Genomic DNA, 12,356 nt, shown 5'->3' with positions numbered 1-12,356 from the left:
GCGGGATTAGATGCCGCCTTCCGTTCAGCGGTTCAGTCGAGCCCGGTGCTCCGGCCACTCCTCTTCGAGGATGCCGAAATAGACCGTGTCGCGCCAGGTGCCGTCGGGCCTTCTGCGGTGGCGGCGCAGGGTGCCCTCGTGCACGCCGCCGATGCGCCGGATCGCGGCCTGGGAACGCAGGTTCAGCACGTCGGTCTTGAGCAGGACGCGGTTGTAGCCGAGGCCGAAGGCGTGGTCGAGCAGCAGCAGCTTGCAGTTGGTGTTCAGCGCGGTGCGCCAATGGGCCTGGCCGTACCAGGTCCAGCCGATCTCGACGCTGTCGTCGAAGCCGGGCACGTCGATGTAGGTCGTCCAGCCGGCCGGAAGTCCGGTCTCCTTGGGGATCACCACGAACGGGATGTGCAGGTCGTCGTCGATGAGCGCGCGGGCCGTCCTCGCCAGGTCCTCCTGCGTGCGCGGGGTGGCGGCGGGCAGCCAGCGCCAGAGCTCGTCGTCCCCGCCTCCGGCGGCGAACAGGTCCGGAACGTGTTCCAGGGTGAGGGGCTGGAGGCGTACGACGTCGTTCTCCAGCACCACGGGCGCGGGCAGCTTGGCGGTCATGCCGCCACGATAGGACGCGGTCCCGTCGCAGGTTGACGGCCACCTGGCGGTTTTTGCGGGGAACCACCTGTCGACAGCCATACCGGCCGGTCGGTAGGCTCACCGGCATGGACTTCGCCTTCGACACCGTCACCGAGGACCTGCGCGAGCGCCTGCTCCGCTTCATGGACGAATGCGTCTATCCGGCCGAGCCCGCCTTCGAGGAGCAGGCCGCGGCCGCCGGCTGGAGCCCGCCCCCGCTGCTCGACGACCTCAAGGACGAGGCGAGGAAGCGCGGCCTGTGGAACCTGTTCCTGCCGGGCGCGCACGGCGCCGGCCTGACGAACCTCCAGTACGCCCCGCTGGCCGAGATCATGGGCCGCAGTCCCAGCATCGCCCCCACCGCCACCAACTGCGCCGCCCCCGACACCGGCAACATGGAAGTGTTGTCGATGTTCGGCAGCGGGTGGCAGCGCGACGAGTGGCTGCGCCCGCTGCTCGACGGCGAGATCCGCTCGGCCTTCGCGATGACCGAGCCCGACGTCGCCTCCTCCGACGCCACCAACATCGCCACCTCGATCGTCCGCGACGGCGGCGAGTACGTCATCAATGGCCGCAAGTGGTTCATCTCCGGCGCGATGAACCCCAACTGCAAGATCTTCATCGTCATGGGCAAGACGAACCCCGACGCGCCCAAGCACCGGCAGCAGAGCATGGTCCTGGTGCCGCGCGACACCCCGGGGCTGCACGTCAAGCGCGGGATGCACGTCTTCGGCTACACCGACGCCGACCACGGCGGCCACGCCGAGGTGATCTTCGAGGACGTGCGCGTCCCGGCCGACAACCTGATCGGCGAGGAGGGCGGCGGCTTCGCCATCGCGCAGGCCAGGCTCGGCCCCGGCCGCATCCACCACTGCATGCGCCTGATCGGCATGGCCGAGCGCGCGGTCGAGCTGATGTGCGAGCGGGCCCTGGCCAGGACGGCGTTCGGCAAGCCGATCGCCCAGCAGGGTGTGGTCCAGGACTGGATCGCCGAGTCCCGGATCAGGATCGAGCAGCTCCGCCTGCTGGTGCTCAAGACCGCCTGGCTCATGGACACCGTGGGCAACCAGGGCGCCCACACCGAGATCCAGGCCATCAAGATCTCCACCCCGGTCACCGTCGAATGGATCCTGGACAAGGCCATCCAGGTGCACGGCGCGGGCGGCGTCTCCCAGGACTTCCCGCTGGCCGCGCTCTGGGCGGGCGCCCGCTCCCTGCGCCTGGCCGACGGTCCCGACGAGGTCCACAAGCGGTCCCTGGCCTATCGCGAGCTGAAGAGGTTCATGTGAACGAAGCGCAGATCAAGGAGCGCGTGCGCGCGTTCCTGGGCGAGCACGACCCCGACGGGGACCGGCTGGAGTTCCTGCGGGCCAGGTTCGACGCCGGGCTGGCCTGGGTCTGGTTCCCCGAAGGGCTCGGCGGCCTCGGCGCGGCCAGGGAGCTGCAGCAGGTGGTCGAGCACGAGCTGGCCGGCACGCCGCAGATCAACAGCGGCGTCCAGGGCATCGGCCTGGGCATGGCCGCGCCGACGATCCTGGCGTTCGGCACGCAGGAGCAGAGACGGCGCTTCCTGCGCCCGCTGTGGACCGGCGAGGAGATCTGGTGCCAGCTCTTCAGCGAGCCCGGCGCCGGCTCCGACCTGGCCACCCTCGCCACCCGCGCGGTCAGGGACGGCGACGAGTGGGTGGTCGACGGCCAGAAGGTGTGGACGTCGGGCGCCCACCACTCGCGATGGGCGATCCTGGTCACCCGCACCGACCCGGACGTGCCCAAGCACCGCGGCATGACGTACTTCGTCTGCGACATGCACGCCCCCGGCGTCGAGGTGCGGCCGCTGCGGCAGATCACCGGCGAGGCCGAGTTCAACGAGGTGTTCCTGACCGGCGTGCGGCTCTCCGACGACCTGCGGCTGGGCGAGGTCGGTGACGGCTGGCGGGTCGCGCAGACCACGCTGATGAACGAGCGCGTCGCGATCGGCGGCGCGCCCGTGCGGCGCGGCGGCGGCATGGTCGGCGCGGTGCTGGCGGCCTGGCGCGAGCACCCCGAGCTGCGCACCCACGACCTGCACCAGCGGCTGCTGGCGCTGTGGGTGGAGGCCGAGGTGACCCGCCTGTCCGGGGCCCGGCTGCGCGAGCAGCTCGCCGCCGGGCAGCCCGGCCCCGAGGGCTCGGGCATGAAGTTGTCGTTCGCCCGGCTCAACCAGGCGCTGTCCGGCTTCGACGTCGAGCTCCGCCGCGACCTGGGCTACGACGACTGGACGTTCCGCCGCTCGGAGGACGTCGACTTCTACGGCCGCGGCCCCGGCTACCGCTACCTGCGGGCCAAGGGCAACTCGATCGAGGGCGGCACGTCCGAGATCCTGCGCAACATCATCTCCGAACGGGTGCTCGGCCTGCCCTCCGAGCCCCGCGTCGACAAGGACGTGCCCTGGAAGGACCTGCCGCGATGACCCTGCTCTACTCCGAGGTCGAGGAGGAGCTGCGCGCGGCCGTGCGCGGCCTGCTCGCCGACCGCTGCCCGCCGGCCGCGGTGCTCGGGCGCGTCGAGTCGCAGCCCTACGACCTGGACCTGTGGAAGACGCTGGCGGGCGAGATCGGCGTCGCCGGGCTCCTCGTGCCCGAGGAGCTGGGCGGCGCGGGCGCGTCGGCCAGCGAGGTGGCCGTCGTGCTGGAGGAGCTGGGCCGGGCCGTGGCGCCGGTGCCGTTCCTGACCAGCGCGGTGCTGGCCACGCGGGCGCTGCTGCCCACCGGTGACCCCCTGCTCGGCGAGCTGGCCGAGGGGCGCAGGACGGCGGCGCTGGTCGTGTCGTTCGCGGCCTCGCCGTACCGGCCGGGGCGCGGGTCGTCGCTGCGGCTGGCGGGCGGGCGGCTGTCCGGGACCGTCACCGGCGTGGCCGGGGCGGACGTCGCCGACGTGCTCCTGGTGCCCTTCGAGGGCAGGCTGTACGAGGTCGAGGGCGCCACCGTCGAGGTCGTGCCCTCGCTCGACCTGACCAGGCCGGTCGCCTCCGTCACCCTCGCCGGGGCGCCGGCCCGCGACGTCGGCGCGTGCGACCTGGCCGGCGTGCTGCGGTTCGGTGCGGGCCTGCTGGCCTCCGAACAGGTCGGCGTGGCCGAGTGGTGTCTCGACACGACGCTCGCCTACGTCAAGGAGCGCCACCAGTTCGCCCGGCCGGTCGGCTCGTTCCAGGCGATCAAGCACCGGCTGGCCGACCTCTGGCTGGACGTGGTCAGGGCCAGGGCCGCCGCCCGCGCCGCGGCCGCCGATCCCGGGGACATCGCGGTCGCGGTGGCGCAGTCGTGGAACGCGGGGGTGGCGGTGCACGCCGCCGAGGAGGCGGTCCAGCTCCACGGCGGGATCGGGATGACCTGGGAGCATCCCGTGCATCTGTATCTCAAGCGCGCCAAGGCCACCGAGATCGCGCTCGGCACCCCCGGAGACCACCGGGAGGCGCTGGCCTCACTCGCCGGCGTCCCCGGCCCCGAGGGAGTTCAGCAGTAGGTCGGCGAAGTGTCTGCCCACCTGGGCGCCGGTCAGCGGCCCGTCGGTGTGGAACCAGGTGCCCAGGTGGTGCACCGAGCCGAAGAAGTAGTCGACGACCAGCTCGGCGGGCACCCGGTCGCTGAGGACGCCCGTGCGCTGCCCCTCGGCGACCAGGCCGCGGAAGCGCTCGTGGTAGCGGCGGCGCTCGGCGCGCACGGTCTTCTGCTTCTCGGTCGCGAGCAGGTGCATCGACCTGAAGAAGATCTTGGAGTCGTCCAGGTTCGCGGTCGTCGTCTCCACGACGTCGGCCGCGGCCCGGTGCAGCCGCTCGCGGACCGTGCCCGGACCGTCGGCGATGCGCGTCAGGCGGTCCATCTGCATGCGGAGCAGGCGGGCGTAGATCTCGTGCAGCAGATCGTCTTTTGAGTCAAAATAGTGGTACATGGCGCCCTTGGTGACGCCGGCCGCCAGGACGATCTCCTGGACCGAGGTCCCCTCGAATCCGCGGGCCGCGAACAGCCGGGTAGCCTCGGCGAGCAACCGCTGCCGAACGGGTTCTTCCTTCACTTCGTCCCCCTTGTCACCGCCATAGCATACCGACTGGTCGGTTGACGGTCTTGCGGGTTCTATTTACGTCACCTTAGGCTCGCCTTGGTTCAAGCATGGGTATCACTTAGACCGGTGAGGATCTTCGGAGTGGCAGATCCTGAAGGTTTCTACTGACTCGGGGAGTTTGCCGTGCCCGGTGGCTCTATCTACGTGCAGCAGGACGAGAAGTACACAGGCTCATCCCCGCAGTGGTGGTACGAGAAGTTCTGGCGTGAGGACGCGCCCAACCGGCGCCGGTCCCGTTACGTCAAGGCGGGCGTGGGCGCGGTGGCCGGCGTCCTGCTCGCGCTGCGGTTCGGCTCGGAGTTCATCCTGTTCTGGGGAGCCGTCACCGCCGGTCTGGTGGCCGCCGTCGACTGGTTCATCGACTGGCGCTCGTTCCGCGCGACGGCCGTCTGGCGCGGCGCCCGGCGCGGCGAGCTGATCACCGGCCGGCTGCTGCGCAGGCAGCTCGCCAGGCGCGGCTACCAGGTGCTCGACGGCCGCGCGATCCGCGACCAGGCCTCCATCGACCACCTCGTGATCGGCCCGACGGGCATCTGGGTCATCGATAACGAGTCCTGGAGCCCCGACACCGAGATCGGCTGCTACAACGGCAGGCTGTTCTTCAGCGAGAAGTACGGCAGCAAATGGGCCAAGCCGCTCGTCGACACCGCCGAGGCGTTCGCCGAACTGCTGACCCGCGAGACCGGGATCGAGGTCACGATCTCGCCCATGCTGGCCGTCCACTGCGGGCTGCTGCCGCGCGGCGGCGTCGTGGTCGGCGAGGGCCTCGCGCTGATCAAGCCGCGCCTGGTCTCCCGGCGGATCAGGGCGGTCGAGGGCGTGGTGTTCACCGAGCAGCAGGTCGAGCTGCTGACCCGCACCGCGGCCAGGGAGCTGCAGAAGGTCTGACCGCCGTCAGGCCAGGGTCTCGATGAACGCGGTGAGCTGGGCGACGTTCCGGCACTCGTGCATCTCGACCACGGTGCCGTACTCGCTCGCGACCGAGTCGCCGGTGTCCCACTGCGGCCTGGGCTCGGGGTTGAGCCAGTAGGCGTGGCGGGCCCCCGACGTCAGGCGCCTGAGCACGTCGAGGGCGGGCGGCTGGTAGTTGGAGCGGGCGTCGCCGAGGATCAGCAGCGAGGTCCGCGGGCCGATGGCGTCGGCATGGCGTTCGGCGAAGCCTTCCAGGGCGTGGCCGTAGTTCGTCCGGCCGAAGCGCACCATGTCGGCCTCGTCCGCCAGCCTCGTCATGGCCTCCACCACGTCCGCGCCGGGCACGAAGAAGCGGGTGATCTCGTCCACCCGGTCCACGAACCCGAACGCCCGCACCTTCGTGAACTGCTCCCGCAGCGCGTACGTCAGCAGCAGCGTGAAGTGGGCGAACGACGAGACCGAGTCGCTGGTGTCGCAGAGGATGACCAGCTCGGGCTTGTGCGGCCGGGGCGGCTTGAAGTGCGTGGTCAGCGGCACGCCGCCGCTCTGCAGCGAGGCCCGCACGGTCCGCCGGAAGTCCAGCCGCCCCCTGCGCCCCTTCCTGTGCTTGATCGTCAGCCGCGCGGCCAGCCGCCTGGCCAGCGGGTAGACCTCCTTGCGCAGCCTGGCCAGGTCGGCCCGGGTGATGCGGAGGAAGTCGATCTGGTCGAGCGGCGGGCGCACGGCCGAGCGGGCGATGCGCTCGATGCCCGAGTCCTCGGCGATGCGGCGGCGCACGTCGGTGGCCACGGCCTCCTCGAAGCGCCGGATGTTGCCGTTGACGCGCTGCCGCACGGTCTTCTCGGCCAGCCCGCCGCGTTCCTGCCCGGCCAGCACGTTCGCCAGGATGCGGGCCATCAGCGTCTCGGGGGACAGGGCGCGCAGGACGCTGTAGGAGAACCAGTTCTGGCGGCCGGGCCCGGTGGTCTGCTGGCGGCCGAACCGCTCGACCATGGCCTGGGCGAACTCCCGCAGCTCGGCGTCCGTGCTGCCGGTGAGCAGCCCGGCCAGGCGGTCGCGCAGCTCGGTCACCGGGGCCGTCCGCGGGTCGAGCCCTGCGTCGCCGGGGCGCGGGGCGTGCATGCCGGTCGTGGACGACGGGAACCACAGGTCGAACAGCACGTCGAAGCCGGGACGGTAGGCCGGCTTCTTGACCAGCGTGGCCGCGTAGGCGGCGCGCAGCGACTCGCGCTCGCTCAGGTCGATCACCCGCAGCGCGCGGGCCGCGTCGAGCCCCTCGGCGAGCGACACCGGCAGGCCCGCCTCGCGCAGCGCGTGCACGAACCCGACATGCCGGTCCACCAGCGACATGCGCTCAGGCATCCGGCAGCCCCAGCTCCTTGATCGCCCGCGTCTGGTCGGAGGCGTGCTTGAGGACCACGCCCAGCGTCCCGGCCACCGTCGCCTCGTCCAGCTCCTCCCGGCCGAGGGCCAGCAGCGTGTTGGCCCAGTCGACGGTCTCGGCGACCGACGGCGCCTTCTTCAGCTCCAGCGCCCGCATGGTCGCGACCGTCCTGGCGAGCTGCTCGGCCAGGTCGGCCCGGATGGTCGGCACCTGCGCGAGCACGATGTCGCGCTCCCGCTCCGGCGTCGGGTACTCGATGTGCAGGTAGAGGCAGCGCCGCTTGAGCGCCTCGGACAGCTCGCGGGTGGCGTTGGAGGTGAGCAGCACGAACGGTTTGCGGGTGGCGGCGATCGTGCCCAGCTCGGGGATGGTGACCTGGAAGTCGGACAGCAGCTCCAGCAGCAGCCCCTCGACCTCGACGTCGGCCTTGTCGGTCTCGTCGATCAGCAGCACGGTGGGGTCGGCCGACCTGATCGCCTTCAGCAGGGGGCGTTCCAGCAGGAACTCCTCGGTGAAGATGTCGTCGTCGGCGCTGGTCGCCTGGATGCGGAGCAGCTGCTTCTTGTAGTTCCACTCGTACAGCGCGCGGGCCTCGTCGAGCCCCTCGTAACACTGGAGGCGGACCAGCTCGGACCCGGTCGCCTGGGCCACGGCCTTGGCGAGCTGCGTCTTGCCCACGCCGGCGGGCCCTTCGACCAGCAGCGGCTTGCCCAGTGCGGCGGCGAGGAACACCGAGGTGGAGATGGCGTCGTCGGAGAGGTAGTCCACGGCGGCGAGCCGCGCCGTAACGTCGGCGGGCGAGTCGAACATCGATGCTCCCTGTCTGCAGGCCGAACTTTATTCTAGCGGCAGGAGTCCATCCGAGGTCGATTCGACCAACATGCGGATCACCGGTATATTCCTCTCTGCAAGCGCCGCTAGCTCAGTTGGTTAGAGCAGCTGACTCTTAATCAGCGGGTCCGGGGTTCGAGTCCCTGGCGGCGCACCGCACGAAAGCCCCAGTTCAGTACGCTGAGCTGGGGTTTTCTCGTTGTCCGGTGGCTCTGGTCGAACCGCTGGGCCGCCCTGCTTCCCCGGGCCCGTTATGCAATCTTTGCTTGCGGCCATGAGGAAGCTGCGTAATATGAACGTTCATATCGCTGAGCCCTGTTATCCCCGGTCAGCCGCACACTCCCCGCTTCGTCATGCCTAGATGAGCCGTCAGAGGATATGAACGTTCAAATTTTCGCCGAGCCCTCCGGCTACCTCGACTTCGCCCGGCTGGGGCCGCTCTCCCGCGCGGTCGCGGCGGTCCTGGCCGAGTCGGCCCACCGCCGCGTCGGCGACATGCCGCTGGCCTGGTTCGAGGAGCAGGCGGCGCGGACGCGCTCGGCGGCGGCGCGGCTGCTGCGGGCGGCCGAGCACGAAGTGGCGTTCGTCTCCTCCACCAGCCACGGGCTGTTCGCCGCCGCCGCTGCGCTGCACGGAGAGGGCGTGGTGCTGCTGCCCCGGGGTGAGTTCCCCGCGAACGTCTACCCCTGGCTGCGGTTCGAGGGGCGCGGCGGGCTCCGGGTGCGGTGGATCGACGAAGTGCGCCTCACCCCCCAGGTGCTGGCCGAGCACCTGGACGCGTCGGTGCGGGCGCTCGCGGTCAGCGCGGTCGACGCGCTCACCGGCTACCCGGCGCCGCTGGGCGCGCTGAAGGAGGTGCTCGGGCCGGGACGCGTGCTGGTCGTGGACGCGATCCAGGGGCTGGGCGCCGTGCCGCTGGAGGTGGAGGCCGCCGACGTGCTGGTCTGCGGCGGGCAGAAGTGGCTGCGCGCCGGTTGGGGGGCGGCGCTCTTCCTGGCCCGCGACCGCGTCGCCGGGCTGATGGCGCCGGGGCTCGGCGGGTGGTCGGGGGTCGAGGGCCCGCTGGCGGGGCCCGCGCCCCGGCCGCCGCTCGCGGGAGCGGCCGCGCACACGATGACCAATCCCGACTATTCCGGCGTCGCCGCCCTGGGCGTCGCGATCGAGCTGGTCCTGGAGGCCGGCGTCGCGGAGATCGGCCGCAGGACGGCCGATCGGCTGGGTGAGCTGCTCGACACGGCCCGCGCCGCCGGGGCACGGGTGCTGCTGGACGCGCCCGCCGGCGCCGGCGGGCCGGCGCCGCCCGGCGCCGGGCGTGGCCCCGGACGTGGCGCCGCGGAGTGGAGCGGCATCGGGTCCTTCACGATGCCCGGCCGGGATCCGGCGGCCGTCCATGCCGCGCTGGCCGTCGCCGGGCTCACCACGACTCTGCGGGGCGAGTGGATCCGTCTCTCGCCCCACGCCACCACCTCGGGCGAGGCCGTACAGCGTCTGGCCGCCGCCCTGCACCCCCCGAGAAAGGAATCGTCATGAACCGACCTCTCGTCATGGTCGTCTCCGCGACTCTCGCTCTGGCCGTCACGGCCTGCGGCGGCGGGGGCGGGAGCGACCAGAAGTCCACCGGTCCCGTGAAGATCACGGTCTGGAGCTGGAAGCCCGCCTCCGACGGGCTGGCCTCGGTGGCCAAGGACTTCGAGCAGGCGAACCCCGGCATCAAGGTCGACGTCCAGGTGGTCGGGAACCCCGCGATCTGGGAGAAGATCACGGTGGGGATGGCCGCGGGAGGCAAGGGCCTGGGGGACGTCCTGCACATCGGCATCGACTACCTGCCCGGATACATGGAGAAGTTCCCCGGCGGGCTGGCGGACCTGAGCGAGCTGGGCGCCGACAAGTACAAGGACGCCTTCGCCGAGGGCCTGTGGCCGACGGTCACCGGCAAGGACGGCAAGGCGTACGCGATGCCGTGGGAGGTCAACCCGGTCGGGTTCTTCTACCGTTCGGACCTGTTCGACAAGGCAGGCATCGACGCCGCGGCGATCAGGACCTGGGACGACGCGATCGAGGCGGGCAAGAAGCTCAAGGAGAGGACGGGCGCCTATCTGATCGGCCTGAACAAGCCGGCGGCCGGCAGCGTGGACATGGACCTCTTCCAGTCGCTGCTGCAGCAGCAGGGCGCCTTCTACTTCGACCGTCAGGGAGCGGTCACGCTCTCCTCGGCGCCCGCCGTGCAGGCGATGACCCTGATCAAGAAGATGAACGACGCCGGGATCGTCGCCGACACCTCCGGCGAGGGGACGCGGAAGAAGCTGATCAGCGAGGACAAGGTCGCGGTGCTGCCGTGGGCGGCTTGGGGGGTCGGCTACATCCCCGAGACGTGGCCGAAGCAGAAGGGGCTCTGGCGCGTCATGCAGCCGCCGGCCGTCGTGCCGGGCGGCAAGCGCACCGCGATCGTCAACTCCACGTACCTGTCGGTCTCCGGAACCAGCCCGCACAAGGCGGAGGCGTTCAAGTTCCTTGAGTACGCGCTGACCAGGCCCGAGGTCATCAACAAGATGTTCGAGGACGGCGGGGTCTTCCCCGCTCTGACCGCCGCCTACGCCGACCCGCGGTTCACCGCCAGGACGGACTACTACGGCGGGCAGCCCGCGCTCAAGACCTTCGTGGACGCGCTGGGCGAGGGCGCGGACGCCACCTACTACTCCGGCGACTACGCCCGCGCGCTGAAGATCGCCAGTGACGCGCAGACCCAGGTCCTGCTGAAGGGCGCCGACCCGGCCGCCGCGCTGAGCCAGGCGGCCCAGCAGTTGTCCCAGCAGTCCGGCAGGAAGCTCGCGGGATGACCGCCCGCCTGCTCACCAGGAGAAACGTTCCGTACTTCCTGGTGCTGCCCGCGCTGCTCGGCTTCGTCTGCTTCAAGGCCTATCCGATCCTGGCGGCGGCCTACATCAGCCTGACGACCGGCGCCGGGGCGGCGCGTTCCTTCGCCGGACTGGACAACTACGTCAGGCTGGTGAACGACCCGCTGTTCTGGACGTCGTTGGGGAACACGGCGCTGATCCTCGTCGTCCAGGTCCCGATCATGCTGATCCTCGCGCTGCTGCTGGCGCTGGGCCTCAACTCCAAGCTCGTACGGCTGCGCGCCCTGTGGCGGCTCGGCGTCTTCATGCCCTCGCTGACCGGCCTGGTCGCCTACGGCGTGATGTTCTCGGTGATCCTCAGCAAGGACTCCGGCCTGCTCAACTGGCTGCTCGGCCTCTTCGGCGTCAGCCCGATCGACTGGCTGGGCAGCCCCTTCTGGGCGCGAATCGCCATCGTCATCGCGCTGACCTGGCACTACTGCGGCTACAACGCGGTGATCTACCTGGCCGGGCTGCAGAGCATCGCGAAGGAGCTGTACGAGGCGGCGATGGTCGACGGCGCGGGAGCGGTCCGCCGCTTCTGGTCGATCACCGTCCCGCAACTGCGGCCGATCCTGCTGCTGACGATCGTGCTGTCGGCGATCGGCACGCTGCAACTGTTCGACGAGCCGTTCGTGCTCACCGGTGGCGGCCCGGACAACTCCACCCTGACGATCTCCCTCTATCTGTACCAGAACGGCTTCCGCTACTTCGACTTCGGTTACGCCTCGGCGATCGCCTACGCGCTCACGCTGATCGTGGCCGGCTTCGGGCTGGTGCAGCTCAAGCTCACCGGAGGCAGGAAATGAAGGGCTGGCTGCTGACCTTCGCGCTCGCCGCGTGCTTCGCCCTGTGCGTCGGCCCGTTCTACTGGCTGACCATGGCGGCCACGCACGCCAACGCCGACATCTTCGGCGCCACGCCCACGTTCTCGCCGGGCGACCAGCTCGGAGCGAACACCGCGAAGCTGGAGGAGTCCATCGGCCTGCTCCACGTGCTGGGGAACACGCTGCTCGTGGCGACCGTCCAGACGTCGATCGCGCTGGTCGTGGCGTTGCTGGCGGGCTACGCGTTCGCCAAGTTCGAGTTCCGTGGCAGGAACGCCTTCTTCGTCCTGCTGCTGTCGACGCTGGTGATCCCGGGCGGCGTCACCATCATCCCGATCTTCGAGATGATGAACGACCTCGGGCTGATCGACACCTTCCCGGCGCTCATCCTGCCGAACCTGACCGTTCCGTTCGGGATCTTCCTCATCCGGCAGTCGCTGCAGGCCGTACCCGACGAGTTGCTCGACGCGGCGCGCGTGGACGGGGCGGGGGAGCTCCGGGTGCTGTGGCGGGTGGTGGTGCCGGTCATGCGGCCCGCGCTCGCGGCGTTGGCGGTCTTCCTGTTCCTCGGCGCGTGGAACGACTTCCTGTGGCCGCTGATCGCGCTGCGCACGCCCGAGATGTTCACCCTGCCGGTCGCGCTGGCCACCCTCCAGGGGCTGGCCAGGACCGACTTCGGCCAGGTCATGGTGGGCACCGCGATCTCCGCGCTGCCCATGATGATCCTCTTCCTCATCCTTCAGAAACAGTTCATCTCCGGCCTGCTGGCCGGGGCCACGAAAGGTTGAC

General features: G+C 70.6%; 12 protein-coding genes and 1 tRNA gene. 9 read left to right on the top strand and 4 right to left on the bottom strand.

The annotated features are described in order from the left end of the window. Window positions 1–24: 24 nt before the first annotated feature. The gene (locus tag AB0J97_RS05355) at window positions 25–600 is read right to left on the bottom strand and encodes a GNAT family protein (RefSeq protein ID WP_364084779.1); all 576 of its coding nucleotides are present in this window, start codon (window positions 598–600) and stop codon (window positions 25–27) included. 107 nt (window positions 601–707) lie between these two features. On the opposite strand from AB0J97_RS05355, the gene AB0J97_RS05350 reads away from it, so the two are divergent. From AB0J97_RS05350 to AB0J97_RS05340, 3 genes are read left to right on the top strand one after another with little or no spacing between them, the layout of a single operon-like run. Beyond that, complete coding sequence (locus AB0J97_RS05350; RefSeq protein ID WP_364084776.1) at window positions 708–1,910, top strand: acyl-CoA dehydrogenase family protein; 1,203 nt, start codon at window positions 708–710, stop codon at window positions 1,908–1,910. Then, entirely contained in the window at window positions 1,907–3,070 is a 1,164-nt protein-coding gene (locus AB0J97_RS05345) for an acyl-CoA dehydrogenase family protein (protein WP_357699073.1), read from the top strand. The genes AB0J97_RS05350 and AB0J97_RS05345 overlap by 4 nt, the downstream gene beginning before the upstream one ends. Next, window positions 3,067–4,122, top strand: a complete 1,056-nt coding sequence (locus AB0J97_RS05340; protein WP_364084773.1) for an acyl-CoA dehydrogenase family protein — start codon at window positions 3,067–3,069, stop codon at window positions 4,120–4,122. Before AB0J97_RS05345 ends, AB0J97_RS05340 begins: the two co-directional genes overlap by 4 nt. On the opposite strand, the gene AB0J97_RS05335 is transcribed toward AB0J97_RS05340, so the two are convergent. Continuing rightward, complete coding sequence (locus tag AB0J97_RS05335; protein WP_357699077.1) at window positions 4,081–4,671, bottom strand: TetR/AcrR family transcriptional regulator; 591 nt, start codon at window positions 4,669–4,671, stop codon at window positions 4,081–4,083. The two genes, AB0J97_RS05340 and AB0J97_RS05335, sit on opposite strands and share 42 nt — an antisense overlap. A 171-nt stretch (window positions 4,672–4,842) precedes the next feature. Here AB0J97_RS05335 and AB0J97_RS05330 point away from each other — a divergent pair, with 171 nt between their 5' ends. Beyond that, on the top strand, window positions 4,843–5,607 hold the full coding sequence (locus AB0J97_RS05330) for a nuclease-related domain-containing protein (protein WP_357699079.1): 765 nt from the start codon (window positions 4,843–4,845) through the stop codon (window positions 5,605–5,607). Between the two features lie 6 nt (window positions 5,608–5,613). Here AB0J97_RS05330 and AB0J97_RS05325 read toward each other — a convergent pair whose 3' ends face one another. Beyond that, window positions 5,614–6,993 (bottom strand): VWA domain-containing protein, encoded by a 1,380-nt coding sequence (locus AB0J97_RS05325; RefSeq protein ID WP_357699081.1) that lies wholly within the window; start codon window positions 6,991–6,993, stop codon window positions 5,614–5,616. Continuing rightward, a complete protein-coding gene (locus AB0J97_RS05320; protein WP_357699083.1) occupies window positions 6,986–7,825 on the bottom strand; it encodes a MoxR family ATPase in 840 nt (279 codons plus the stop codon). Before AB0J97_RS05320 ends, AB0J97_RS05325 begins: the two co-directional genes overlap by 8 nt. Window positions 7,826–7,926: 101 nt before the next feature. Between AB0J97_RS05320 and AB0J97_RS05315 the strand changes: the two genes are divergently transcribed. The 5 genes from AB0J97_RS05315 to AB0J97_RS05295 all read left to right on the top strand — a co-directional run bounded on the left by AB0J97_RS05315 (window position 7,927) and on the right by AB0J97_RS05295 (window position 12,355). After that, window positions 7,927–8,000 (top strand) — tRNA-Lys (locus AB0J97_RS05315). Window positions 8,001–8,224: 224 nt separating this feature from the next. Beyond that, window positions 8,225–9,376: an aminotransferase class V-fold PLP-dependent enzyme gene (locus AB0J97_RS05310; protein ID WP_364084768.1), complete on the top strand. Its 1,152-nt coding sequence runs from the start codon at window positions 8,225–8,227 to the stop codon at window positions 9,374–9,376. Continuing rightward, on the top strand, window positions 9,373–10,683 hold the full coding sequence (locus AB0J97_RS05305) for a sugar ABC transporter substrate-binding protein (RefSeq protein WP_364084765.1): 1,311 nt from the start codon (window positions 9,373–9,375) through the stop codon (window positions 10,681–10,683). Before AB0J97_RS05310 ends, AB0J97_RS05305 begins: the two co-directional genes overlap by 4 nt. Then, window positions 10,680–11,549 (top strand): sugar ABC transporter permease, encoded by an 870-nt coding sequence (locus AB0J97_RS05300; RefSeq protein ID WP_357699089.1) that lies wholly within the window; start codon window positions 10,680–10,682, stop codon window positions 11,547–11,549. Before AB0J97_RS05305 ends, AB0J97_RS05300 begins: the two co-directional genes overlap by 4 nt. Further along, a complete protein-coding gene (locus AB0J97_RS05295) occupies window positions 11,546–12,355 on the top strand; it encodes a carbohydrate ABC transporter permease (protein ID WP_364084761.1) in 810 nt (269 codons plus the stop codon). The genes AB0J97_RS05300 and AB0J97_RS05295 overlap by 4 nt, the downstream gene beginning before the upstream one ends. Window position 12,356 lies beyond the last annotated feature (1 nt).

It is taken from the genome of Nonomuraea sp. NPDC049607 (assembly GCF_040675375.1).
In the GTDB taxonomy this organism is placed as follows: Bacteria; Actinomycetota; Actinomycetes; order Streptosporangiales; family Streptosporangiaceae; genus Nonomuraea.
Note: the sequence above shows the minus strand (reverse complement) of the source record. Positions and strands in the feature narration are given on the sequence as shown.

Bases quoted from the DNA above. Each gene is read 5' to 3' on its own strand.
- AB0J97_RS05355 (WP_364084779.1), bottom strand. From the start codon at position 600: ATGACCGCCAAGCTGCCCGCGCCCGTGGTGCTGGAGAACGACGTCGTA.
- AB0J97_RS05350 (WP_364084776.1), top strand. From the start codon at position 708: ATGGACTTCGCCTTCGACACCGTCACCGAGGACCTGCGCGAGCGCCTG.
- AB0J97_RS05340 (WP_364084773.1), top strand. From the start codon at position 3,067: ATGACCCTGCTCTACTCCGAGGTCGAGGAGGAGCTGCGCGCGGCCGTG.
- AB0J97_RS05325 (WP_357699081.1), bottom strand. From the start codon at position 6,993: ATGCCTGAGCGCATGTCGCTGGTGGACCGGCATGTCGGGTTCGTGCAC.
- AB0J97_RS05320 (WP_357699083.1), bottom strand. From the start codon at position 7,825: ATGTTCGACTCGCCCGCCGACGTTACGGCGCGGCTCGCCGCCGTGGAC.
- AB0J97_RS05310 (WP_364084768.1), top strand. From the start codon at position 8,225: ATGAACGTTCAAATTTTCGCCGAGCCCTCCGGCTACCTCGACTTCGCC.
- AB0J97_RS05305 (WP_364084765.1), top strand. From the start codon at position 9,373: ATGAACCGACCTCTCGTCATGGTCGTCTCCGCGACTCTCGCTCTGGCC.
- AB0J97_RS05300 (WP_357699089.1), top strand. From the start codon at position 10,680: ATGACCGCCCGCCTGCTCACCAGGAGAAACGTTCCGTACTTCCTGGTG.
- AB0J97_RS05295 (WP_364084761.1), top strand. From the start codon at position 11,546: ATGAAGGGCTGGCTGCTGACCTTCGCGCTCGCCGCGTGCTTCGCCCTG.